We start from the raw sequence: 24,122 nt of genomic DNA, 5'->3' as shown, positions 1-24,122 counted from the left end.
ATCGATAATTTCATTTTCGCTCCAGCTATGTTCAATGTTGCGGCGCACCTGATTGATTAAGGAAACTCTGATTAAATCCTTCGACAGGCTCAGGACGAACGGTAATATATTGATTACGTTCGTGGTGAGCTTGTCGAACCATGAATATAATCAACTTAATCAGAGATTCCTTAAACTATGCCAGTTTATCGTTGCATTTCCTCATGCCAATCAATAATTCCTGGCAATGCCAGTGTTTCTCATCGAAAACACACAAGCTAGAAACTGATGAATTTCGCATCTGGCCGGGATGCATGCTGATGCAAGTCGTTCATGCCTCCAAATGAAGCGTTCTTTACCAGCATATCTTCCCTGATGGAACGCGTCTCAGCACAGGGTTTACATACAAGAACCTTAGCGTTGGGACTGGAAAATATTTCAGAAAATTTTGAAGGCGGGCCAAAAGGAATCATTTTTTGATGGGCTCCATCGAGAGCGATAGTTACTGCATCATGAAACAGCATAATCATTACCGTGTCTCCTGCTTGCAGGGCCGAGGACGCAAAAACAAACGGTAACGCAGCCCGTGTGACATCTGTTGGACCCCAGGTTGTAGAAATAACGTAATGCATCTAGCCTCCTAATTTGATTTGAATTTTACTGTAAAAATAATTGTTAACGGAATTCATTGTAAACCCTCCGGGCCTTCGCAGCAGAACGAAAGCAATTTTTTGAGCTGGCTAAACAAATTAATTCGTAGAGTGGCTGCTATATTTGGGTTTTATATTGCTTTAATAAATATTATTTGTTAATACCACTCAAAATCTAACATATTTTTATCGTTCCAGAAAACTTCCTATAGATACGGCCAATAAATAGTTTGAATTTTTGTTGATTTTGCATGTCGTAGGAGGATGGAAAAAATAGATGCAAGAACCTTAAAAGATGAAGCGCTGCATGAACGTCGCCGGCAAGTGATTCGTCTTCACAAGCGAGGCGGCAAACCTGGGCAAATAGCGCAGGTTACGGAGCTGAGCGACACGGCTGTGAAGAAGATTATTCGACTTTATGAAGAAGGTGGTGCAGCTGGACTAAAGCCTGGTAGACGCGGCCGACGTACGGGTGACAAACGCAGCCTAAGCGAAGAGCAGGAGTTGAGATTGCAACGGCTTATTTGTGATAAGCGTCCTGAGCAACTGAAGATGGATTTTGCGTTGTGGAATCGTGGGGCGATAAGACAGTTAATTGAGCAGGAATGTGGCATATCCATGCCGATACGCACGGTGGGACACTACCTCAAGCGTTGGGGATTTACCCCGCAGAAGCCGATCCGACGTGCTTATGAACAACGCCCGGAGGCGGTAAAGCAATGGCTCAATGAGCAATATCCGGATATTGCCAAGCGCGCTCGAACTGAAGGCGGGGAGATTCACTGGGGTGATGAGACAGGATTAGTCAATACGGATGTGCGAGGACGTGGCTTTGCACCCAAGGGAAAAACACCCGTGACCTACGCTCCTGGCACGCGGCAACGGCTGTCAATGATTGCCACTGTAACCAACAAAGGCTGTGCACGCTGGCAGATTATTGATGGAAATTTCAATTCAGATAGACTCATTGAATTTCTCGAACTACTGATCAAGGATGCAGGGAAGAAAGTGTTCTTGATCCTGGATAATTTGAGAGTGCACCACAGCAAACCAGTGAAGGCTTGGCTGGAAGAAAATAAGGAAAAGATCGAATGCTTTTATTTACCCAGCTACAGTCCGGAATTAAATCCAGAAGAAAGATTAAACTCAGATTTGAAGCAGGCTATCGGTTCGAAAGTTCCGGTGCGTACCAAGGAGAAATTACATGCCGCTGTCGATGATCATATGTTGATGCTGCAGAATAATCCAGAGCGCGTTGCTTCTTACTTCCAAGATCCGTACGTAAAATATGCCGCTTAAAACTATTTAATGGCCGGATCAATAAGCTATCATTCACAGGCCGTTGAAAAACGTTTTCGAGGCAGCCGATGCAAGGCAAAAACAGGCGAAAAAGCGCAGTTTATGCTTAATAAATGGGTATTTTGAGCCTGTTTTTAACACCGTACCGGCAACACAGATAGTTTTTCAACGGCCTGTTAAAGGCTCTGTAGCAATTAATTGTTGAATTGCTAGTCAAATATGCATCGGAATGTAAAAGAGGGGTTATGCATCATGAAAGCAGCTGAATTCAAAGATTGGATAAAATCGATTGAGAGGATGAGCCGCGGTCAGCGAGACAAGCTTCGAGAAAGATTAGAAAGAAAAGCCGGTGCTGATACGATCATAGAATTGATTGAGCAAGGGCAGAATGAAGAACGAATTTGTCCCTATTGTCAGGGAACAAAGCTGTATCGGTGGGGTAAAGCCAGTGAGTTACAACGCTACCGATGCCGCCACTGCAATCACACATTTAATGCCCTGACAGGCACGGCATTGGCCCGATTACGCCACAAAGACAAATGGTTTGATTATGAGCAAGCGATGGTTCAAGGGGTAAGTGTACGTAAAGCAGCGGTCAGCTGCGGAGTAACCACGAACACGAGCTTTAAATGGCGTCACCGTTTTTTGCGAACGCCTGCACTCCATCAATCTCCCAAAATGAATGGCATTGTTGAAGCTGACGAAATGTATTTTCTGGAATCTTTTAAGGGACAACATCATTTACCGAGAGCCGCACGCAAACGAGGCGGCAAAGCTGCCAAGCGCGGCACATCAAAAGAACAGATACCTGTGCTAGTGGTGCGCGATCGTTATGGTGAAACTGATGACCGTATACTGCATGACACAAGCGCAGAGCAAATCGGAACAGTGCTTATCCCTTTGTTAAGCAAAGATGTCATTCTCTGCACAGATGGAATGCCCGCCTACAGACAGATCACCAGGAATGCAAGAATTGTTCATCGTCCAGTCAACATTGCTGCAGGTCAACGAGTTATCAACGATGTTTACCACATTCAGAATGTTAATGCTTATGGCAGCCGACTCAGACAATGGATGGCGAAGTTCCATGGTGTGGCAACACGCTATCTTGCAAGTTATCTGGGGTGGCATAGAATGATTGACCGTCTCGGTCAGAACGTTACACCAACCCTTTGTTTCCTAATGTCACTTGGGAAAACAAGACAATTTCAACAGTTAATTACTACATAGCCCTGTTAAACCCCTTTATGATAGAAGCCGTGCATACGGGAGATTTAGTTGGTAAACTTGCTGACCAGAATGCCTAGCACACGCGGCAAGCACACTTTGAAAAGAGGAAAATGAAATGAATGAAAAAACAGTGAAAGAACAATTGCAAACTGAATTGGCAAACTTACAGGCAATGGTTGATGAAGTTAAGTTGCAGATGCACCTTGGCGTGAAAGAAGCGCAGGACAATATGCGACCACATCTTGAGGAACTGGAACTGGAGTTAAGCCAGGCAAAGAAAAAATGGGATCAGTTGGAAAGCAGCTCAGAAGGCGCATGGGAAGACATTCAAGCCGGACTCAGAAAATCACTGAAATCTATGCAACAAGCCTTTGAGAAAGCGAAGAAGCATTTTCCAGAACAGGACAAAAAGTGATTCACAGGTTTATTGAAACTTGAACTGAAACTGATCTGACAGATACCCGGATCAATTTGGTAACTGTACGATTTGATTTGAACTAGTACAATTTTGTTAATAAATTGAGCTGTGTTCTTTTGTACGCAGTAAATTTACGATTTCTGAAGCAGGCACAGGCTTACAAAAATAAAATCCTTGAAATAAGTCACAACCTCTCTCATTCAGAAATGCCAACTGTGCTGCGGTTTCTACGCCTTCTGCAATTACTTCTATACCTAAGCTATGTGCCATTCCTATCGTCGCGATTACGATAGCAGCATCGTTCTCATCGGTTGTAATATCGCTCACAAAAGAGCGGTCAATTTTAAGCTTATTGATTGGATAATGTTTGAGATAAGATAAGCTTGAATAGCCTGTACCAAAGTCATCAATTGCAATCATGAATCCCAAATTACTTAACTGATTCAGCGTTTTTATCACATTATCATTATCTTTCATCAGCAAACTCTCTGTGATTTCTAAAATTAAGTGATGTGCAGTTACGTCAGTTTCATTCAAGATACGTTGAATATTCGGGAAAAAGGATTTATGCTGGAATTGCTTCGCCGAGAGATTTATTGATATTCTCGGTACGTCGAAGCCATCATTTTCCCATGTTTTGATTTGTAGGCATGCTGATTTAATAATCCATTCCCCTAGCGGCAAAATCAATCCGGATTCTTCAGCGAGTGGAATAAATTTGGAGGGGGAAATCCATCCTTCTACAGCATGCTGCCAACGTAGTAGTATCTCCAAGCTAATGATAGTGTTTTTGACATCAACGATTGGCTGGAAAAATAACTGTAGCTGATTTCCTTTGATTGCAGAGTGTAAGTAATTGGTGAGTCTATGATTTTCTATCGCTTGGAGATTCATTTCCTCGGAGAAATAGCGGAAACTGTTGCGGCCGGCTGATTTTGCATGATACATCGCTGTGTCGCTGTGTTTTAGAAGTATATCTGCTTCTTTGCCATGCTCTGGATACAAAGCAATACCAATACTGCAGGTGATATAGAATTCATGCTCATTGACGAAATAAGGTTCTGACAGTTGATTCAATATCTTCTGTGCTACAAAGTCAACAACGTTAGTTTCGATTAGATAAGGCAACACAACGATGAATTCGTCACCTCCCTGACGTGCTACAGTATCTTCGCTACGTATACTGGCAGAGAGTCTCTCTGCAACCTTTTTAAGTAAAAGATCTCCCAAATTATGGCCAAATGTATCATTGATATTTTTAAAATTATCCAGATCAATGAATAAAACAGCGATCATGCCATGATGACGTTGATTAAATTCCAATGCTTTGGTGATCCGGTCCTGAAGTAAAAGCCGGTTGGGCAAACCGGTTAATACATCATGACTCGCCATGTGATTGATATGTTGCTCATGATTTCTACGTTCAAACCATATGCCCAGATCTTCAGCGATGAAATTGATGAGATTTTGTTCATCAGGCAAAATGAAAGGTTTGTCTTCGGTGTAGAAAACGCTTAATCGACCGCAGACATTTCCGCTCACTTTGATTTTTGTGGAGATATAGTTTGAAAGATCACTCTGATAATTATCAGAGGTAAAAAATTCTTGGAACAATTTGATGCTGCAAACAGCGATTTCCGGAAAGCGCATTGCTAACGTCAGGTGCTTAATAATCTGGCTACACAGTTTTTGTAACGAAGTTTCTAGCACCATATCACGGTGAATTGCATAGAGGCAGCTTTTTTCTTTGAGCTGCTCCACGAGTTGCAACTCCTTTTGCTTACGTTTGCTGATATCAACCCGGATGGATATATAGCGTTCAACTCGCCCTTCAGTATCCTTGAGGGGCACAATTACCGAGTCTACCCAGTATAGTTTGCCACTCTTTGTGCGATTGCATATTTCCTTGTGCCAGATGTTCCCGCCTGCAATGGTTTTCCACAGCTCTACAAAAAAAGCCTTGGAGTGCGTTCCCGATTTGAGAATGCTGTGGTTCTGACCGATTAATTCTTCTTTGCTATATTCGCTGATCTCGCAGAATCTTGCATTGGCTTCCGTGATTTTACCTGTACGATCTGCTACAGATACCAGTGCAAGTTCACCGATTGCCTTAATGTAGGTGACCAGTTCTGTATTGGTCGACTTCAATCGTTCATTGGTATCGAGCAACTTCTTCTTAAAATCAACCAATTCTTGGTTAGTAAGCTGTAAATTTTCATTGGCATGGTGTAAATCCTCATTAGTAGCACGCAGTTCTTCATTGCCCGATCTAAGCTCTTCCTGTGATGTTTGCATCTCTTCATGGACGGCATGAAGTTCCTCGCGTGAAATTTGTAGTTCCGTCATCAATGACTCCAGAGTAGTCACATCGGATAAATTTTCTAAGGCACTGTTTTCATTTAAGCCGGAGTGAATATTGGAATTCTTGATGGAGTACACAATCTCCCCCTTTTTATTTATCAGTAAAGACAGTGGGGTGTAATCGTCCGATTGGGATTCGTCTAACAATGGCGATAGCTTGACATTCTTATTTGAGAAAATTTTCTTATTTCTTATTGTTTCTAAATAAGCGTCCTTTATATTCGGGAAATGCAAATATACTGATTGCAAGCTGCTGTCAGTGCGTTTGTAAATCGGCAATTTAATATCGATTGGATGAAATAAATCATTATATCGGCCTATCGTTTCAGCGGTTCCAAGCAACAAAATCCCTTCAGGATTCAGTGCGTAGTGAAACATTGGCAGGAGATTTTCTTGTAATTCCCGGTTTAGATAAATCAACAGGTTACGACATGAAAGTAAATCCAGTTTAGAAAAGGGAGCCTCTTTTGTAATATTATGTTCTGCGAATATTACCAATTCTCTGACTTCATCTTTGATTTGATAGCCGTTTTTGTTTTTGATAAAGAAGCGCTTAAGACGTGCTGATGAAATATTCTCAGCAATAGTGAGCGGATAGAATCCTTTGCGCGCTTTATTAAGTGCTTCTGCATCCAAATCAGTAGCAAAAATTTGTAGCAAAACTGCGTTTTTCAGTTTTGTCCGGTTAATTGCTTCTTTAAATAGTATTGCCAGGCTATAAGCCTCTTCTCCGGTAGAACAGGCAGGAATCCACGCGCGTAATACTGTCCCTTTGGGATGTTTTCTAAGTAACGGCGGGAGCGCTTCTTCTTCTAAATATTGCCATACATCGGGGTCACGAAAGAAGTATGTGACATTGATTAATAGCTCCTTGAATAGAATATCTACTTCTTGATAATTTTCATGCAGATACTGCGCATAGGCAGCCATACTATTAATTTTGCATTCTTTTACGCGACGCTCGATGCGACGATATAAAGTGCTTTTTTTATATTGGGAAAACTCGTGACCGGTTCGCTCATATATCAAATGCAAAATTTTGTTTAAAGCACTTGAATGTTTACTGGTGTCTAAACCGTTCTGATCGGGCTTATTTAGCTGATAGTGTTTTAATCTGGATATAATCATTCCTGGTAGTTCTTCAACCAGACCAACATCGTCTACATAGCCCGCATCAATGGCGTTTCTTGGCATACTGTCAAATTCACAAGAAATTGGATCTTGTACAAAGGTCCAACCATTATTTTTCTTTATGGCTTTTAGACCCAGTGTGCCATCAGAACCCATGCCTGAGAGGATAACGCCGATTGCCGATTCTCCCTTATCTTCTGCGAGTGCTTGAAAAAACAAATCAGCAGGTAAATGCAGTTTGTGCTGAGAGGGTCGACTAACCAGATACAGAATTCCATCTTTGATTGTAAGATCGCGATCGGATGGCATGACGTAAATACAATTGGAATTGATTTCCATCCTGTTATCCGCTTGGATAACTTTCATTTGAGTGCCCGGTTGCAGTAGCTCAACGAGCTTGCTCTCAAAAGTTGACTCCAGATGTTGTATAACAACAAACGCCATGCCTGTTTTGGGTGGCGCATGCATAAAAAAACTCTTTAGTGCCGAGACCCCTCCCGCCGACGACGCAATACCAACAACTGGAAGGGTATCTTCAGAAGTATTCTTAGTATGTCGGGTATATTCGGCGCTAGTTGAATTATTAGTAATATTTATCGATTCAGATGATTTTGATTTTTCTTTCTTAGACATTTAACAAGAATGCCTTGATATGATTTTTAGCAGACTGGCGGATTAGTGTGGTTGACATACAGAAAGTTGGATGAGAGAGCACATTCATGTGGTTCTAGGCCAAAAGTGAAGCTATGCAATTGAAATTCGGTAAAATTTGCATTCCCGTTCAGGCCGGGTAGTGAATAGCTCTCAAGTTTAACTAGATATTAGAATGCCATAATATACAAATAGCTTTTGATAATAGCTGTTTGGAAAGTTATAAGCCATAGGAATATTCTGATATTTTCTTATTTTATTCAACTATTTTTGATCACTGTCCGTCTCAACGGAAGTCGAACTAATTTGGAATATATCTATCGTTTCAACAACTAATTTAACCGGACACTACTGAGGAATAATGGCGTTGAAAGTTGGGATAAATAGGCGCCTATTGGTAATTAAATCTGATTTTAACCCACAAGTATTCGGGAGATATTTTGTGTTACTTTATCCGGATGAAATGGTTTGATGATGTATCCCTTCGCTCCGGCGTTTGTTGCCCGAATAAATAGTTCACGGCTGGCTAAAGCGGTAATCATGACGACCTTGGTTGCAGCATTTTGATTGTGTATGATTTTCAAAGCTTCTAAACCGTTCATTACAGGCATTTCGAAATCCAGACATGCAATGTCAGGTTTGTGTTCTGATACCAGTTCGGCGGCTTGCTTGCCATCATACGCTTCGCCGACCACTTCAACTCCCATGTGCGTCAGAATTGCCGTCAGCAACCGGCGCAGTGTCAGGCTGTCATCGGCAATCACTGCCCTGGCGTGATAAGGTTTATCCTCGAAAGGATTATTTTTCCTGGCGGCGATCATCAACAGCCGCTGCGCGTGCGCTACTTTTTGCAGCACTTTAATTATTTGTTCTTGCGAAAAGGGCTTGTAGATAAAACCGGCAGTACCCGCTTCGGCTGCGATATGCTCTAGCTCGAGATTATTGCTACCGGTGATCATGACCACGGCGATGTGTGGATACGCCGCCTGAATCTTATTCAGAAGTGAGAGGCCATCGGTATCAGGCAAATTGTAATCAAGACAAATGATATGCGGATTGAGCTTGGCGATAGTGGCGAGAAGTTTTACACCGCTGCCAAGCTCGCCCACAACCTCATAGCCATCGTTGTTGAGTAACGCGCGCAGAACACTGCGAATAGAAATGGAATCGTCCACGATGAGGATGCGGAGTTTGTTTTGTGTCTGCATCATAATTCTGAGCACCTCTGTATTCTTTTTTCTGGCAAGCGATGTCGGATAATGCGATGTATACGACATTATTCACCCAGAAATTTATAGAGATGCTGCATAACTATGGCTAATTTCTATTAGCCTATGATTCTAAGATATAAAGTTATGAGTATTGGAAGTTAAGTTTCGATACAAGATTTGGAATATTTCTGCTCCTATCTAAATGATGTTTGAATCTTATAGAGCAATCAAAACTGACTCGATTGGTCTTAAGGTAGCTTTCATTGATTTACTTATATTAAGAAGAAATTATCAGCATGCAATTTGAAGAATGGCAGCGTATGCACTGGCACCTGTAATAGCTGTTGTCAAGATCCACTTCCAATGTAGAAGGTAAAAGTGGATGAACGGATTTAAGGCAATACGCCACGGAGGTAAGTGTGGTTTCCCCGCCATTTCTGTTTCAAAGTCATGGTTTTCTAACCAGTCATCGTATTTCTTCTTCAGATTAGAAATCGGCCACATAGAAACCTCCAGCTAGATTTAGATAAACTATAAACATGCGATTCCCCATGGCTTGCCACGGGGTTGTTTATTTAGAACGTAAAGACTACATCAATTCTTGCTCATCAACCAATTCTCCCTGATACTCCGCGCCAGAGAAAAAGTTTTTTCCAGTGCCTCACCGTCATTATTTTTTAGAATTTCCTGCAAAGCATTCAATTCATTCTGATACATATCGATCTGCTTGAGCAGTGCGTCGCGATTGGCCAAACAGATGTCGCGCCACATTTCCGGGGAGCTGCTGGCGATGCGGGTGAAGTCGCGGAAGCCGCTGCCGGCAAAACGGAGCAGGTTTTCTGGATTGCTGGTGCTGTGATGAAGGTGATTCATCATGGCGAATGCCAGGATATGCGGCAAATGGCTGGTGGCTGCGAGCACTTGGTCGTGCTCATGGGCTGGCATCAATGAGACTTGCGCGCCGCAGGCTTGCCATAATTCGCTGATTCGATCGACAGCATCTATGCTGGTTTCCGGCAGCGGAGTCAGGATGACGTGTTTATTGCGATACAAATCGGCTTGTGCAGCTTGCGCGCCACTTTGTTCCGTACCGGCGATGGGATGGCCGGGCACGAAGTGATGCCGGTTTTGCATCGGGAGATGGTGGCGTGCTGCGGCGATGACATCCTGCTTGGTGCTGCCGGCGTCGGTGATGATCGTGTTGGCTTGCAGATGCGGGGCGATTCTCTCCATGATGTGGGCGGTCTGGCCCACCGGCATCGCCAGCAACAACAGATCCGCTTGATGCAAAGCAGAAGCCATATCGGCGGCTATTTCATCAATGACACCACACTCTACAGCACATTGCATATTTTGCTGGCTGCGCCCGATCCCAACGATATGCTTGACCAAACCTGCTTTACGTAGTGCTAGGGCAAATGATCCGCCGATCAAGCCGACACCGATGATGACCAGTTTGCCGAGTGCCGCGGTATTTGTCATGAGTTTAACCAGAGTTTCGCGTTATAAGGTGCGTCCGATGACTTCTGCGATGCCTCTTAATGATCCCATCAGATCCTTGAATTCCTGCGGATTGAGTGCTTGATCGGCATCGCACCACGCTTCGCACGGATTCGGATGCATTTCTACCAGCAAGCCGTCAGCGCCTGCTGCAATGGCTGCGCGCGCTAACGCGGGTACCATCCAGGCTTTACCGCCGGCATGCGAAGGATCAATGATAACCGGTAGATGGGTTTCGCGTTTGAGAACTGGCACGCAAGTGACATCCATGACATTGCGGTAGGCGGTTTCAAACGTGCGAATACCGCGCTCGCAAAAAATAATATTATGATTGCCACCCGCAGCAATATATTCAGCTGCCATGAGCCATTCGGAAATGGTAGCGGATAGGCCGCGCTTCAGAATAACCGGTTTATTGATGCGACCGACCTCTTTCAGCAGGTCAAAATTCTGCATGTTGCGCGTACCGATTTGAATCACATCGACATCATGTTTGAGAAAAGTATCAAGCATGCGCACATCCATCAGTTCAGTGACAATCGGCAAGTTATATTTGTCGGCTGCCTGACGGAATATGGCCAGACCATCGACGCCTTTACCTTGGAAAGTGTACGGACTGGTGCGGGGTTTGAAAGCGCCGCCGCGCATCAGGCGGCAACCGGCTGCCGCGACTTGCTGTGCGGCCAGATCCATTTGTTCTTGTGTTTCTACCGAACAAGGTCCGCCGATTACCTGTATTTGTTTGCCGCCGACCGGGATGCCGCGTACATCGATGATCGAGTCTTGTTTATGGGATTCGCGCGAAACAATTTTGTATTGTTTGACGATGTGCATGGAATATTCAACACCCGGCATGGAATCAAATAATTCCGTGTCGAGCTTGCTTTCATCGCCGATGGCACCGATGACAATACGATTGGTGCCCCGAGAAATATTGACTTCGTGACCCAAATCTTGGATTTTTTGCACAACTGTACCGATTTGCTCCTCGGTAACATCTTTATTCATGACGATAATCACGCTAATTCTCCCATTGCATGCTCAAGTGATTCCAGAAATCGTTTATTTTCGGATTCTAATCCAACCGTAACCCGAAGGTGGTGAGGCATTTCGTAAATACCCAGAGGGCGCACGATCACACCCTGCTGTAGAAGGCTCTGATAGACTTTCGGAGTGTTCGTCGCATCGCCTTTCACGCGGAAACTGATAAAATTTCCATACGAAGGAATGTGTTCAATACCTAGTTTACGAAAACCATCGGTGAGTTGTAACATGCCTGCCCGGTTCAGGGCGTACGATTTCTGTACAAATTCGGCATCCTGTAGCGCGGCCAGCGCACCCACCAAACCAATGCTACTGACGTTGAACGGTTGGCGCACGCGATTCATCAGGTTCGCCACATCCGGATGCGTCAATCCAAACCCGACACGCACCCCGGCGAGGCCATAGACCTTGGAAAAGGTGCGCGTGATCAGTAAATTGGAAAATTGTTTTAACCATTTGATACTGTCCGGTTTGTTGGCCTCGGGCAAATATTCGTGGTACGCCTCATCCATAACGACCAGTACATCGCGGGATACGCGCTCCATGAAGCGCAGTAGATCGTCGGCGCTGGATAATGTGCCGGTAGGGTTGTTGGGGCTGGCAATAAATACAATACGTGTTTCAGGTGTAATGGCATCCAGCATGGCGGGCAAATCATGACCATAATCCAGAGCAGGCACCGATATGCCATTAGCGCCGATCATCTGCACCACCAGTGGATAAACCGCGAAAGCATGCTGTGAATACACCGCAGCAGCGCCCGGTTTAAGGAATACGCGCGCAGCGAGATCCAGGATATCATTGGAACCATTCCCTAAAATGATTTGTTCTGGGGCAACATTATAACGTTTGGACAATGCGGCTTTTAATTCATAACCGCTGCCGTCCGGATAGAGTGCGACATCATGTAATGCATTAATCATCGCATCGAGTGCGAGCGGACTGGTTCCCAACGGATTTTCGTTGGATGCCAGTTTGATGACACACGACTCGTCCAGTCCCAGTTCCCGTGCCAGCTCAGAGATAGGTTTGCCGGGTTGATAAGGTTGAATGGAGCGGATATATTCCGGAGCAAAGTCACAAAGATTCATAAAATTAAGTCTGTTAGCGATTGAGAAAAGATTACAAAGAGTTTGATAAGTTTGAGTGGATGACTATTCGGAAATCACGAACAGTTATGTGGCCGGATAAGATCCAAGGATTTTCAGGAAAGCCGCTTTTTCACGTAATTCAGTCAATGCTGCTGCTACATTCTCATCTTGTTGGTGCCCCTCGATATCAATAAAAAATACATATTGCCAGAGACCGGTACGCGATGGTCGTGATTCCAGGCGGCTCATGCTGACGCCATGCTGCGCCAGCGGTTCAAGTAATTTATAGATAGCCCCGGAACGGTTATTGGTCGATAGGATCAACGAGGTCTTATCTTTTCCGGAGACATCCACAATTTGCTTACCGATAACCAGAAAGCGTGTGGTATTTCGCGGATCATCCTCAATGTTTTCCGCGCAGATACTGAGTCCAAATAGCTCTGCCGCTCTTTTGCTTGCCACCGCTGCTGCTTGCTTGTCAGCCGCGGCCAGCCGGGCTGCATCGGCATTGCTGGCGGCATTGATAAATGCAGAATGAGGGACGTGCGGTAAATTGGTTTTTAACCAATGATGGCACTGCGCCAACGATTGCGGATGCGAATAGATTTTGCTGATTTGTGATAAATCAGTTTGCTGTGCCATCAGAAACTGATGTACGGGCAACTGAATTTCGCCACAGATGGTTAATGGTGTTTGTAACAGCAAATCCATGGTTCTGCCAACCGCGCCTTCGGAAGAATTCTCAACCGGTACCACGCCATAATTGGCATTATCCGATTCGACGTTGCGGAACACGTCGTCGATCGAATCACAGGCTATCGTTGTGATGGCGCTGCCAAAACGTTTTAATGCGGCATCTTCAGAAAAGGTACCGTTGGGGCCCAGGTAAGCCACGCTCATGGATTTTTCCAATGCGCGGCACAGCGACATAATTTCAGTGAACAACTGTTTGATATGCGTGCTGCTGATGGGGCCGGGATTTTGTTTCTGGATACGTGCCAATATTTGCGCTTCACGTTCAGGGCGATAGACGATACCGCTCTTTTTTATCTTACCAATCTGCTGCGCAAGGCCAGCGCGTTTGCTTACCAGCTGGAGTAATTTGTCGTCAATGGCGTCAATCTGATCGCGTAATTGTTTGAGTTGTTCGGACATGGGTGGTGAAGATTTTAGCTTAATGATAATTCATCAAAGTTCAGATTTTATCGGGGAAGCGGTAGATAGCGTGCCAATAATACACCCGTGATCCCGGCAATTTCATCCACGACATGCTGCGGTACCGGACTGTCTACATCAACCAGTGTATAAGCCATTTCGCCACGTGATTTGTTGATCATGTTATGGATATTCAATCCGGCCTTGGCCATACTGGTGGAGATCTGCCCCAGAATATTGGGGACATTGGCATTTGCTACCGCGACGCGGTAAGGGGATTCTCGCTCCATGAAGATGTCAGGAAAATTGACCGTGTTCGTGATGCTGCCGTTTTGCAGATGATCCATGAGTTGATTGACCACCATGATGGCACAATTTTCTTCCGCTTCCAGTGTCGAAGCACCCAGATGCGGCAGGGTGATCACTGCATTTTGGTGCTGCAGTTTTTCACTGGGGAAATCACAGACATAGTATTTTATTTTGTTAGCGGCTATACCCGCTAAAATAGCCTCTTCATCGACGATAGCGCCACGCGAGAAATTTAACAGAATGACGTTCTGATTCATCATTCTTATATGCTTCTCATCAATCAGGTGCTGCGTGGAATCCAGCAACGGGATGTGCACGGTGACAAATTCGCTATGGCGGAGCAAGTCTCCCATGCTGTGTGCTTTTTTTACTTCTGCGGATAGGCTCCAGGCCGAATCGACAGTAATCTTTGGATCATATCCGATGACCTTCATTCCTAATTTAATCGCTGCATTGGCCACTAACCGGCCGATTTCACCCAAACCAATAATGCCCAATGTACGGCCCGGTAATTCGATGCCGGAAAAGCGTTTCTTCTCACTCTCCGCCAGCTTGTTTAGCGTCGCATCATCGCCTTGCATGTTTTCTACAAACCGCAAGGCGGGAACCAAATTGCGTGCGGCTAGAAACATGCCTGCCAGAACCAGTTCTTTGACTGCATTGGCATTTGCACCCGGTGTGTTGAATACTGGAACACCACGGGTATTCATATCCTGCACAGGAATGTTATTGGTACCGGCGCCCGCCCGTCCGATTGCTTTGACACTGCCAGGAATTTTCCAATTCAGTAAATTTTGCGAGCGCACCAGAATGGCATCCGGCTCTGCGATATCACTGCCTACTTGATAGTAATCTGCAGGTAAGCGCTTCAGGCCGAGAGGGGAAATCTGATTAATGGTTAGAATCTTAAAGATTCTGTCTTGATGTTCAGGCATGCTGACTGGCGAACTCCTTCATAAACGCTGCCAATTTTGCCACACCTTCTATGGGCATGGCATTATATATTGAAGCACGCATGCCCCCTACTGAGCGATGTCCCTTCAGTTGGATTAAGCCATTGATTTCGGCTTGCTTGAGGAACTCGCCATCCAATTCAGGGTTTTTGAGCGTGAAGGGCACATTCATACGCGAGCGATCGGATTGAGTCACCGGACAATGATAAGAATCGGTGTTATCCAGTAAGTCATATAACAGATTGGCCTTGGTGATATTGATTTTTTCCATTGCCGCCAGACCGCCTTGTTTCTTCAACCATGCGAATACCAGTCCGGTAATATACATGGCATAGGTTGGCGGTGTGTTGTACATCGAATCATTTTTAGCATGAATTTGGTAATCATAAAGCGTTGGGGTGCCTGCTATCGGCATGCCCAGTAAATCCTCGCGCACAATGACGAGTGTCAGCCCGGCCGGTCCGAGGTTTTTCTGCGCACCTGCATAGATCAATCCAAAACGTGTGACATCCAAAGGTCGAGACAGGATATTGGATGACATATCGGCTACCAATGGAATATTGTTTTCCGTAGCGATTTCCGGGATCCAGTGAAACTCGACACCACCGATAGTTTCATTGCTGGTGTAATGAACATAGGCTGCCTCCGGATCCAAGTGCCATTGATCTTGCGGCGGGATATATGTGAAATTGGCACCCTCTGATGAAGCGGCGACATTGACTGCGCAATACCGGTTGGCTTCTTCGATGGCTTTTGCCGACCATTGACCGGTACTGATGTAGTCCGCTTTGTTTTTGCCGCGCAGCAGATTCATCGGTACCATGGAAAACTGGCTGGAAGCGCCGCCTTGCAGAAATAAGACTTTATAGTTTTGCGGTATTCCAACCAGATCGCGTAAATCGCTTTCAGTTTTTTCAGCAATGGCCATAAATTCTTTGCCGCGATGGCTCATTTCCATGACGGACATGCCACTGCCATGCCAGTCCAGCATTTCATCACGCGCTTGCTGCAGAACCTCTTTGGGTAGAACCGCAGGCCCTGCACTGAAATTATAGATTGGATCCATTGAATTTTTTTGAGTAATTATTGTTTCGCACCCAGGAGGTAGGCAGCTCGTTTGATTTTAATCATCACTATCACCACCACTATCGCTGTCTTCGCTCTCTACCACTCTTTCCAAGCCAGCGAGTTTCTCGCCTGCATCCAAGTTAATTAGGGTAACGCCTTGCGTGGCACGGCTCATTTCCCGCACTTCGTTGACACGGGTACGGATGAGTACACCGCCGGAAGTGATCAGCATGATCTCATCATCTGGTTTTACCAGCTTTGCTGTGACAACTTTACCATTACGTTCACTGGTTTTAATCGCAATCATGCCTTGCGTGCCGCGGTTGTGGCGTGTGTATTCGCTGATAGGCGTACGCTTGCCATAGCCATTTTCAGTTGCCGTTAATACAGAGAGTTCCTCATTTTCGGCAACCAGCAAGGAAATTACTTTTTGTCCGGAACCGAGTTTCATGCCACGCACACCGCGGGCGGTTCGTCCCATTGGGCGTACATCATTTTCACTGAAGCGCATGGCTTTGCCGTTATCTGAGAACAGCATGACATCATGCTTTCCTTCGGTCAGTTCAACACCAATCAAATAATCGCCTTCATCCAATCCGATGGCGATAATGCCATTGTTCCGCGGGCGGGAAAATTCTGATAGAGGTGTTTTCTTGACGGTTCCAAAAGAAGTCGCCATAAATATATAGCGGGTTTCATCGAAAGCCTTAACCGGCAGAATCGCGTTAATTTTTTCGCCTTCTTCCAGTTGCACCAAATTAATGATCGGCTTGCCGCGGGATAATCGGCCACCCTGCGGCACTTCATAGACCTTGATCCAGTACACACGACCCAAACTTGAAAAGCACAGAATATAGTCATGGGTGTTCGCGATGAACAGTTTGTCTATGAAATCATCTTCTTTGGTGCTTGTGGCCAGCTTGCCGCGTCCGCCACGTTTTTGTGCGCGATATTCATCAAGTAATTGCGATTTAATATAACCGCTGTGCGATAGTGTGACGACGACATCGGCCGGTGTAATCAAATCTTCCATACTCATATCGTGAGTATCGACAATAATTTCACTGCGGCGTTTGTCACCAAATTGCTGTTTGATTGCATCAAGCTCTTCGGTGATGATGCTGGTGATGCGCTCTGGATTAGCCAGAATATTGAGATAATCAATAATCTTTTCTATGATTTCTTTGTATTCTTCAACGATCTTTTCTTGTTCCAAACCGGTTAGGCGTTGCAAGCGTAATTCCAGAATCGCCTGCGCTTGTGCGTCCGATAAACGGTATCCCTGAGCCTTTAAACCAAACCCTTCACCTAATCCATCCGGGCGGAGTGCGTTGGCATCCGCCATGGCACGTGACAGCATTTCCTCTACCAATTGAGAACGCCAAACTTTTGCCATGATTGCATCTTTGGCGACAGCTGGTGTGGGTGCAGCTTTAATTAAGGCGATGATTTCATCGACATTGGATAAAGCAACTGCCAGACCTTCCAATAAATGTCCGCGTTCACGCGCTTTCTTGAGTTCGAAAACAGTGCGTCGCGTGACAACTTCACGGCGATGCCGCAAGAAAGCATCCAGTATTTGCTTTAAATTCAGCAGGCGCGGCTGGCCATCCAAGAGTGCCACCATGTTCATGCCGAAGGTATCTTGCATCTGTGTTTCTTTATACAAGTTATTCAGTATGACTTCAGGTACCTCGCCGCGCTTTAGTTCAATCACAACACGCATACCTGATTTATCCGATTCGTCACGCAAATCAGAAATGCCTTCAATTTTTTTGTCGCGAACCAGCTCGCCAATACGGATTAATAAATTAGCTTTATTGACTTGATAAGGCAATTCATCGACGACGATGCATTGACGGCTGCCTTTCTCCATATCTTCAAAATGAGTACGGGCACGCATGACAACACGGCCACGGCCTGTGCGATAACCGTCCCTTACTCCGGAAATACCATAAATAATGCCGGCCGTAGGAAAATCCGGAGCCGGGATGTATTCTATGAGCTCATCAATACTGATATCGGGATTTTTGAGTAAGGCGAGACAGGCTTCAATAACTTCATTCAGATTGTGCGGCGGAATGTTGGTCGCCATACCTACGGCAATGCCTGATGAGCCGTTGATCAGCAGATTGGGAATTTTGGCGGGAAGTATGAGCGGTTCTTTCTCGGAATCGTCATAATTGGGGCCAAAATCCACTGTTTCTTTATCGAGATCAATAAGCAGCTCGTGCGCAATACGCGACATACGGATCTCAGTGTAGCGCATCGCTGCGGCATTATCGCCATCCACTGAACCAAAGTTACCTTGTCCGTCAATTAACATGTAGCGCAAGGAAAAGTCTTGCGCCATGCGAACAATCGTGTCATAAACGGCGGTATCGCCATGGGGATGGTATTTACCGATCACATCACCCACAATACGCGCAGATTTTTTGTAAGGCCGGTTCCAGTCGTTAGAAAGCTCATGCATTGCAAACAATACGCGCCGATGTACCGGTTTTAATCCATCGCGCACGTCTGGCAGAGCGCGGCCGACAATAACGCTCATGGCGTAATCAAGATAGGAACGCCGCATCTCTTCTTCAAGACTGATGGGCAAAGTTTCCTTAGCAAATTGATTCATATCTTATGATTTTTCTGAGAAACAACGGGTTATGATGCAGAGGTGAATCTTCTTACAATTAAGTATAAGAAATTTATAAACAGTGCATTCTAACATGCTGTCATCGTTTCTCAGTTAACTTTGACATATAAAGATTGTGATAATAAGTAGGTCTTTAAAGAAAAAAAGCTTGAAAAAGCAGAACAAATAGGTAAACATAATAGCTTTTCCAAATTTTCCTTAGCTTGCTGGTTGGGACGCCTAATATGAATTTTTCATCTGAAATGCGAGTGTAATGTTGTGCCTAATTTAATGAATACCTACTCACGGTTACCCGTTACCTTTGTCAAAGGCGAAGGGGTGTGGCTGTGGGATAACCAGGGTGAACGGTATCTGGATGCATTGGCTGGTGTGGCAGTCTGCGGACTGGGGCATTGTCATCCAAGACTAACTAAAGCAATATGTGAGCAGTCAGGAACGCTGATCCATACTTCTAATCTGTATCATATCGAAAAGCAGGAACGGTTGGCGGATCGCTTGATTGAATTATCAGGAATGGATAATGCATTTTTCTGCAATTCCGGTGCGGAAGCCAATGAAGCAGCCATAAAACTAGCGCGACTGCATGGACATAATAAAGGAATTTCAATCCCAACTATTATTGTTATGGAACGTTCATTTCATGGCCGCACGATGGCAACACTGACGGCAAGCGGAAATCGCAAAGTACAAGCTGGGTTTGAGCCTTTACTGTCCGGTTTTGTGCGCGTTCCCTATAACAATATGGAAGCGATTACACAGGTTGCTGTGAATAATAAAGATGTCGTTGCGGTACTGGTGGAGCCGTTTCAGGGAGAAGGTGGTGTCAATATTCCTGAGGCGCATTATCTCCAGGAATTACGGAGTCTGTGTAATCAATATGGCTGGCTTCTGATGCTGGACGAGGTGCAATCTGGGATCGGGCGGAGTGGAAAATGGTTTGCGTTTCAGCATAGTAATATTATGCCGGATGTCATAACGCTGGCTAAAGGCCTGGGAGGAGGGGTCGCGATTGGCGCTTGCTTAGCAAAAGGCATAGCTGCAGAAGTCTTCAAACCGGGTAATCATGCGTCTACTTTTGGCGGTAATCCACTGGCTTGTGCTGCAGCGCTGGAAACACTGAGCGTAATTGACGATGAAAATCTTCTCGATCATGTGACAAAATTGGGCGATTTCATTCGTGATAAACTGAGAAGTCAATTGGCAGATGTCACAGGAGTTGTGCAAGTAAGGGGGCAGGGTTTAATTATCGGTATCGAGCTGACAGTACCTTGTGGCGAGTTGGTGAAGAAAGCATTAGAAAATAAGTTATTAATCAATGTAACATCCGATAAAGTGATACGTTTGTTGCCTGCGTTTGTGATGCGGCAAGGTGAAGCCGAGCAAGTTGTTGATATTACTTGCTTGTTAATAAAGGAGTTTTTGAATAGCTAATACAGATTACCTAAGGTAATGTATCTCTATTAGTTATTTATCTCGTTATGCAACTAAAGCATTTTCTGCAATTCAATGATTTTTGCCGTGAAGAATATGAATATTTATTTGAGCGCACACGCTGGATAAAGCGGGAGTTCAAGCAATACCGGCAATATTGGCCATTGAGCGATCGCACGTTGGCGATGATTTTTGACAAAAATTCGACACGTACGCGCCTGTCCTTTGAAGCAGGTATGCATCAATTAGGCGGTGCGGCAATCTATCTGTCAACGCGGGATACGCAACTGGGGCGAGGTGAACCGGTAGAGGACGCGGCGCGAGTGATTTCACGCATGGTCGATTTGATAATGATTCGTACCTATAAGCATGACATTATTAAGCGCTTTGCGGAAAACTCGAGAGTACCTATAATTAATGGTTTAACCGATGAATATCACCCCTGCCAAATTATGAGTGATATTTTTACTTATACAGAATACAGAGGCAGTATAGAAGGCAAAACCGTCGCGTGGATTGGTGATTCCAATAACATGTGTAACACTTGGTTGCAGGCCGCTGAGATTTTTAATTTTAAAGTGCATGTGTCAACGCCTCCGGGCTATGATGTTAATCCTGAGCGAATAGGGTTAAGTGGTACAACTTATTATGAAAAGTTTGTTAATCCCCACAAAGCAGTGATCGGCGCGGATCTTGTTACTACGGATGTGTGGACCAGTATGGGATTTGAAGCAGAAACTGAGCAACGAAAAAATGATTTTGCTGAATTCTGCGTTGATGAAGAGATGATGTCTTTGGCTAAAAGCAATGCGTTATTTATGCATTGTTTGCCGGCTCATCGCGGAGAAGAAGTCAGCGCTGAAGTTTTAGACGGACCGCAATCCGTGGTATGGGATGAAGCAGAAAACCGGTTGCATACGCAAAAAGCACTGATGGAATATTTGCTGTTGGGTAAATTAGATACCGGAAGTTAAGTTTATAATTAAAATTAATGGTTGAAGCGTTAGATCATAGCTGCGCGAGAAAAAAACATAATGAGAAAAATTAACAAAGTGGTATTGGCCTTCTCGGGGGGCTTGGATACTTCAGTGATCTTGAAATGGTTACAGGATACCTATCAATGTGAAGTAGTTACATTTACTGCTGATATCGGGCAGGGAGAAGAAGTTGAACCAGCGCGGGCAAAGGCAAAACAACTCGGTGTGAAAGAAATTTATATTGATGATTTGCGCGAAGAGTTTGTAGGTGATTTTGTATTTCCCATGTTTCGGGCGAATACGATTTATGAAGGGGAATATTTACTGGGTACAAGTATAGCGCGCCCATTGATTGCAAAAAGGCAAATTGAGATTGCCAAAGAAACAGGGGCAGACGCTGTTTCGCATGGTGCAACTGGTAAAGGTAATGATCAGGTTCGGTTTGAATTGGGATATTATGCCCTACAGCCAGATATTCATGTGATCGCTCCATGGCGCGAGTGGGATTTAACTTCAAGAGAAAAGCTGCTTCTGTATGCTGAGCAGCATGGTATTCCGGTTGAAATGAAAAAGAAAGCTGGTTCACCGTACAGTATGGATGCAAATCTCTTGCATATTTCCTACGAAGGCAGGATTCTTGAGGATCCAGCGGCGGAGCCGGAGGAATCGATGTGGCGTTGGAGTGTTTCGCCCGAGAAAGCACCCGATGAGCCTGAATATCTGGATGTAGAGTTTAAGCGTGGTGATGTTGTCGCCCTGAATGGCAATAAATTATCACCAGCGAGTGTACTAGAGAAGCTCAATAAATTGGGTGGAAAACACGGGATTGGCAGGTTGGATTTGGTTGAGAATCGCTATGTTGGAATGAAGTCTCGAGGATGCTATGAAACGCCCGGTGGAACAATCTTATTGCGTGCGCATCGTGCCATAGAATCAATAACTCTGGATCGGGAAGTTGCGCATTTAAAGGATGATCTGATGCCGCGCTATGCCGCTCTAATTTATAATGGCTATTGGTGGAGTCCGGAACGCAAAATGCTGCAGACAATGATTGATGCGAGTCAGGAAAAGGTGAACGGGTGGGTAAGATTGAAATTGTATAAAGGAAATGTCATTGTAGTAGGCAGAGATTCTCATACAGACTCGTTATTTGATCCTAACATAGCGACATTTGAGGATGATGCGGGTGCTTATAATCAAGGCGATGCGGCAGGATTCATAAAACTGAATGCATTGAGGCTGCGTATTGCAGCCGGAGTAGAGCAGACTAAGAGTAAAAAGTAGGAGCTTTCTGCTATCGCAGAGTAAGATCCGGATCAATAGTCTCAGTTAAGAGAGATAGAATGCCGACATTTGATATTGTCTCAGAAGTTGATAAACAAGAAGTCAAGAATGCAGTGGATCAAGTAAACAAAGAAGTAACCACGCGATTTGACTTTAAAGGATCCGATGCGAGGGTAGAACAGGCTGATTACCAACTGACAATATTTGCTGATGATGAATTTAAATTGGAACAAGTTTCTGACATTCTGATGGCTAAATTAACGAAGCGGAATGTGGATGTGCGATGTCTGGACAAGGGACAGGTTGAGAAAATCAGTGGTAATAAAGTAAAACAGGTAGTGACAGTTAAAACAGGACTTGAAACAGAGCTAGCAAAAAAAATTATTAAGTATATAAAGGAAAGTAAGCTTAAAGTGCAAGCGAGTATTCAAGGGGATATAGTGCGCATAACAGGTGCTAAAAAAGATGTGCTGCAGGAATCGATACAATTAATTAAAAAATCAATTGATGATTTTCCACTGCAATTCCAGAACTTTAGGGATTAATAAGACGGAATAGTCAGTATGGAACAAATTGGAAATCTTCAGCATGATTTAAGAAATAAAATTGTAGCGGCAAAATGCGCCATGATTGTCTTGACATAAAACAATAAACCCAATAGAATCCGCTCTCTTTTTTGTCGCATACGGTTTGTAAAATGAAGGTGCCGTATTACGAATTACCTAGCGGTATTAGTGAATTAAATCAAATCAGCAAATAGCAAGTGGACGGCGAAAAGCCGTCCCAGTTTTTTAGGACATAGAAATGCCGACAATCAGTCAGTTAGTTCGAAAACCACGCGCAGCTAAGCGAGTCAAAAGCAGTGTTCCAGCATTAGAGAACAGCCCACAAAAAAGAGGGGTGTGCACAAGGGTATACACGACAACACCAAAAAAACCGAATTCTGCGTTGCGTAAAGTTGCAAGGGTTCGATTAACTAACGGATTTGAAGTGTCAAGTTATATTGGTGGTGAGGGGCACAATCTTCAAGAGCATTCGGTTGTGCTGATACGCGGGGGTCGTGTAAAAGATTTGCCAGGTGTGCGTTATCATACTGTTAGGGGTAGTTTGGATACAGCTGGTGTGAAAGATCGTAAGCAAGGACGATCAAAGTATGGTTCCAAAAGACCAAAAACTGCTTAGAAGCTAGAAACAAGTGCTGTTATATAGATGAAAAACATGTTGGAAAAGGTTATGAGGTTGCATAATGCCAAGACGTAGAGAAGTTCCAAAGCGTGAGATATTGCCAGATCCGAAATATCACAATGTAGAATTAGCAAAGTTTGTAAATGTTCTCATGACTCGTGGTAAAAAATCGGTAGCGGAAAGGATTATCTACGGAGCGTTGGAGAATATTGAAAAGAAAACCGGTAATGATCCTTTGGAAGTATTTACACAAGCGTTGACTAATGTTCGCCCAATAGTGGAGGTTAAGAGCCGACGGGTTGGTGGAGCAAATTATCAGGTGCCGGTAGAGGTACGATCAGTGCGTCGCAACGCTTTGGCAATGCGATGGCTTAGGGATGCGGCTAGAAAAAGAAGCGAAAAATCAATGGATGCAAGGCTAGCTGGAGAGCTAACAGAAGCAGCTGAGGGACGTGGAGGGGCGGTAAAGAAAAGAGAGGAGGTGCATAGAATGGCGGAATCAAATAAAGCATTCTCTCATTTTAGGTTTTAATTAATAGAAATTAAAG

Annotated in this window: 20 protein-coding genes; 9 read left to right on the top strand and 11 right to left on the bottom strand. The window is 44.6% G+C overall.

Annotated elements, in window-relative coordinates:
- Nucleotides 1-257 precede the first annotated feature (257 nt).
- Nucleotides 258-611, bottom strand: coding sequence for a DsrE family protein (locus NIT79A3_RS14030; RefSeq protein ID WP_013966821.1), 354 nt, complete (start codon nt 609-611; stop codon nt 258-260).
- 282 nt (nt 612-893) lie between these two features.
- Between NIT79A3_RS14030 and NIT79A3_RS14025 the strand changes: the two genes are divergently transcribed.
- The 3 genes from NIT79A3_RS14025 to NIT79A3_RS14015 all read left to right on the top strand — a co-directional run bounded on the left by NIT79A3_RS14025 (nt 894) and on the right by NIT79A3_RS14015 (nt 3,573).
- Nucleotides 894-1,928: an IS630 family transposase gene (locus NIT79A3_RS14025; RefSeq protein WP_013965466.1), complete on the top strand. Its 1,035-nt coding sequence runs from the start codon at nt 894-896 to the stop codon at nt 1,926-1,928.
- Between the two features lie 252 nt (nt 1,929-2,180).
- Nucleotides 2,181-3,158, top strand: coding sequence for an IS1595-like element ISNtsp4 family transposase (locus tag NIT79A3_RS14020; RefSeq protein WP_013966820.1), 978 nt, complete (start codon nt 2,181-2,183; stop codon nt 3,156-3,158).
- A 115-nt stretch (nt 3,159-3,273) separates the two neighbouring features.
- Nucleotides 3,274-3,573 carry a hypothetical protein gene (locus NIT79A3_RS14015; RefSeq protein WP_013966819.1) on the top strand — a complete coding sequence of 100 codons (300 nt, stop codon included), beginning with the start codon at nt 3,274-3,276 and terminating at the stop codon, nt 3,571-3,573.
- Between the two features lie 96 nt (nt 3,574-3,669).
- On the opposite strand, the gene NIT79A3_RS17970 is transcribed toward NIT79A3_RS14015, so the two are convergent.
- From NIT79A3_RS17970 to gyrA, 10 genes are all read right to left on the bottom strand, one after another.
- Nucleotides 3,670-7,701 (bottom strand): EAL domain-containing protein, encoded by a 4,032-nt coding sequence (locus tag NIT79A3_RS17970; RefSeq protein WP_013966818.1) that lies wholly within the window; start codon nt 7,699-7,701, stop codon nt 3,670-3,672.
- A 431-nt stretch (nt 7,702-8,132) separates the two neighbouring features.
- A complete protein-coding gene (locus NIT79A3_RS17965; RefSeq protein ID WP_013966817.1) occupies nt 8,133-8,930 on the bottom strand; it encodes a response regulator in 798 nt (265 codons plus the stop codon).
- A gap of 291 nt (nt 8,931-9,221) precedes the next feature.
- The gene (locus NIT79A3_RS13995; RefSeq protein WP_013966816.1) at nt 9,222-9,434 is read right to left on the bottom strand and encodes a hypothetical protein; all 213 of its coding nucleotides are present in this window, start codon (nt 9,432-9,434) and stop codon (nt 9,222-9,224) included.
- Nucleotides 9,435-9,524: 90 nt separating this feature from the next.
- A complete protein-coding gene (locus NIT79A3_RS13990; RefSeq protein ID WP_013966815.1) occupies nt 9,525-10,412 on the bottom strand; it encodes a prephenate dehydrogenase/arogenate dehydrogenase family protein in 888 nt (295 codons plus the stop codon).
- A gap of 21 nt (nt 10,413-10,433) precedes the next feature.
- Entirely contained in the window at nt 10,434-11,450 is a 1,017-nt protein-coding gene (gene aroF, locus NIT79A3_RS13985) for a 3-deoxy-7-phosphoheptulonate synthase (protein ID WP_013966814.1), read from the bottom strand.
- Nucleotides 11,447-12,565, bottom strand: a complete 1,119-nt coding sequence (gene hisC, locus NIT79A3_RS13980; protein ID WP_013966813.1) for a histidinol-phosphate transaminase — start codon at nt 12,563-12,565, stop codon at nt 11,447-11,449. Before hisC ends, aroF begins: the two co-directional genes overlap by 4 nt.
- A gap of 84 nt (nt 12,566-12,649) precedes the next feature.
- Entirely contained in the window at nt 12,650-13,720 is a 1,071-nt protein-coding gene (gene pheA, locus NIT79A3_RS13975) for a prephenate dehydratase (protein WP_013966812.1), read from the bottom strand.
- Nucleotides 13,721-13,767: 47 nt separating this feature from the next.
- Nucleotides 13,768-14,964, bottom strand: coding sequence for a 3-phosphoglycerate dehydrogenase family protein (locus NIT79A3_RS13970; RefSeq protein WP_013966811.1), 1,197 nt, complete (start codon nt 14,962-14,964; stop codon nt 13,768-13,770).
- Nucleotides 14,957-16,048, bottom strand: a complete 1,092-nt coding sequence (serC, locus tag NIT79A3_RS13965; RefSeq protein ID WP_013966810.1) for a 3-phosphoserine/phosphohydroxythreonine transaminase — start codon at nt 16,046-16,048, stop codon at nt 14,957-14,959. The genes NIT79A3_RS13970 and serC overlap by 8 nt, the downstream gene beginning before the upstream one ends.
- A 57-nt stretch (nt 16,049-16,105) precedes the next feature.
- Entirely contained in the window at nt 16,106-18,676 is a 2,571-nt protein-coding gene (gene gyrA / locus NIT79A3_RS13960; protein WP_013966809.1) for a DNA gyrase subunit A, read from the bottom strand.
- A 291-nt stretch (nt 18,677-18,967) separates the two neighbouring features.
- Here gyrA and NIT79A3_RS13955 point away from each other — a divergent pair, with 291 nt between their 5' ends.
- The 6 genes from NIT79A3_RS13955 (at nt 18,968) to rpsG (ending at nt 24,106) form a co-directional block, all read left to right on the top strand.
- Nucleotides 18,968-20,128 (top strand): aspartate aminotransferase family protein, encoded by a 1,161-nt coding sequence (locus NIT79A3_RS13955; protein ID WP_013966808.1) that lies wholly within the window; start codon nt 18,968-18,970, stop codon nt 20,126-20,128.
- Between the two features lie 47 nt (nt 20,129-20,175).
- Entirely contained in the window at nt 20,176-21,102 is a 927-nt protein-coding gene (gene argF / locus NIT79A3_RS13950; RefSeq protein ID WP_013966807.1) for an ornithine carbamoyltransferase, read from the top strand.
- A 60-nt stretch (nt 21,103-21,162) separates the two neighbouring features.
- Nucleotides 21,163-22,389 carry an argininosuccinate synthase gene (locus NIT79A3_RS13945; protein ID WP_013966806.1) on the top strand — a complete coding sequence of 409 codons (1,227 nt, stop codon included), beginning with the start codon at nt 21,163-21,165 and terminating at the stop codon, nt 22,387-22,389.
- 59 nt (nt 22,390-22,448) lie between these two features.
- Nucleotides 22,449-22,934 (top strand): YajQ family cyclic di-GMP-binding protein, encoded by a 486-nt coding sequence (locus tag NIT79A3_RS13940; protein ID WP_013966805.1) that lies wholly within the window; start codon nt 22,449-22,451, stop codon nt 22,932-22,934.
- Between the two features lie 259 nt (nt 22,935-23,193).
- Complete coding sequence (gene rpsL / locus NIT79A3_RS13935) at nt 23,194-23,571, top strand: 30S ribosomal protein S12 (RefSeq protein WP_013966804.1); 378 nt, start codon at nt 23,194-23,196, stop codon at nt 23,569-23,571.
- 64 nt (nt 23,572-23,635) lie between these two features.
- Complete coding sequence (gene rpsG, locus NIT79A3_RS13930; protein WP_013966803.1) at nt 23,636-24,106, top strand: 30S ribosomal protein S7; 471 nt, start codon at nt 23,636-23,638, stop codon at nt 24,104-24,106.
- Nucleotides 24,107-24,122 lie beyond the last annotated feature (16 nt).

The sequence above is a fragment of the Nitrosomonas sp. Is79A3 genome, assembly GCF_000219585.1.
In the GTDB taxonomy this organism is placed as follows: Bacteria; Pseudomonadota; Gammaproteobacteria; order Burkholderiales; family Nitrosomonadaceae; genus Nitrosomonas.
The sequence above is the reverse complement of the archived record's forward strand: the minus strand, read 5'-3'. Positions and strand labels throughout refer to the sequence as shown.

Bases quoted from the DNA above. Each gene is read 5' to 3' on its own strand.
- NIT79A3_RS13995 (WP_013966816.1), bottom strand. From the start codon at position 9,434: ATGTGGCCGATTTCTAATCTGAAGAAGAAATACGATGACTGGTTAGAA.
- rpsG (WP_013966803.1), top strand. From the start codon at position 23,636: ATGCCAAGACGTAGAGAAGTTCCAAAGCGTGAGATATTGCCAGATCCG.
- NIT79A3_RS13940 (WP_013966805.1), top strand. From the start codon at position 22,449: ATGCCGACATTTGATATTGTCTCAGAAGTTGATAAACAAGAAGTCAAG.
- NIT79A3_RS14030 (WP_013966821.1), bottom strand. From the start codon at position 611: ATGCATTACGTTATTTCTACAACCTGGGGTCCAACAGATGTCACACGG.
- NIT79A3_RS13955 (WP_013966808.1), top strand. From the start codon at position 18,968: ATGAATACCTACTCACGGTTACCCGTTACCTTTGTCAAAGGCGAAGGG.
- rpsL (WP_013966804.1), top strand. From the start codon at position 23,194: ATGCCGACAATCAGTCAGTTAGTTCGAAAACCACGCGCAGCTAAGCGA.
- NIT79A3_RS13970 (WP_013966811.1), bottom strand. From the start codon at position 14,964: ATGCCTGAACATCAAGACAGAATCTTTAAGATTCTAACCATTAATCAG.
- NIT79A3_RS13945 (WP_013966806.1), top strand. From the start codon at position 21,163: ATGAGAAAAATTAACAAAGTGGTATTGGCCTTCTCGGGGGGCTTGGAT.
- argF (WP_013966807.1), top strand. From the start codon at position 20,176: ATGCAACTAAAGCATTTTCTGCAATTCAATGATTTTTGCCGTGAAGAA.
- hisC (WP_013966813.1), bottom strand. From the start codon at position 12,565: ATGAATCTTTGTGACTTTGCTCCGGAATATATCCGCTCCATTCAACCT.
- NIT79A3_RS17970 (WP_013966818.1), bottom strand. From the start codon at position 7,701: ATGTCTAAGAAAGAAAAATCAAAATCATCTGAATCGATAAATATTACT.
- serC (WP_013966810.1), bottom strand. From the start codon at position 16,048: ATGGATCCAATCTATAATTTCAGTGCAGGGCCTGCGGTTCTACCCAAA.
- NIT79A3_RS14025 (WP_013965466.1), top strand. From the start codon at position 894: ATGGAAAAAATAGATGCAAGAACCTTAAAAGATGAAGCGCTGCATGAA.
- gyrA (WP_013966809.1), bottom strand. From the start codon at position 18,676: ATGAATCAATTTGCTAAGGAAACTTTGCCCATCAGTCTTGAAGAAGAG.
- NIT79A3_RS17965 (WP_013966817.1), bottom strand. From the start codon at position 8,930: ATGATGCAGACACAAAACAAACTCCGCATCCTCATCGTGGACGATTCC.
- pheA (WP_013966812.1), bottom strand. From the start codon at position 13,720: ATGTCCGAACAACTCAAACAATTACGCGATCAGATTGACGCCATTGAC.
- NIT79A3_RS14015 (WP_013966819.1), top strand. From the start codon at position 3,274: ATGAATGAAAAAACAGTGAAAGAACAATTGCAAACTGAATTGGCAAAC.
- NIT79A3_RS13990 (WP_013966815.1), bottom strand. From the start codon at position 10,412: ATGACAAATACCGCGGCACTCGGCAAACTGGTCATCATCGGTGTCGGC.
- NIT79A3_RS14020 (WP_013966820.1), top strand. From the start codon at position 2,181: ATGAAAGCAGCTGAATTCAAAGATTGGATAAAATCGATTGAGAGGATG.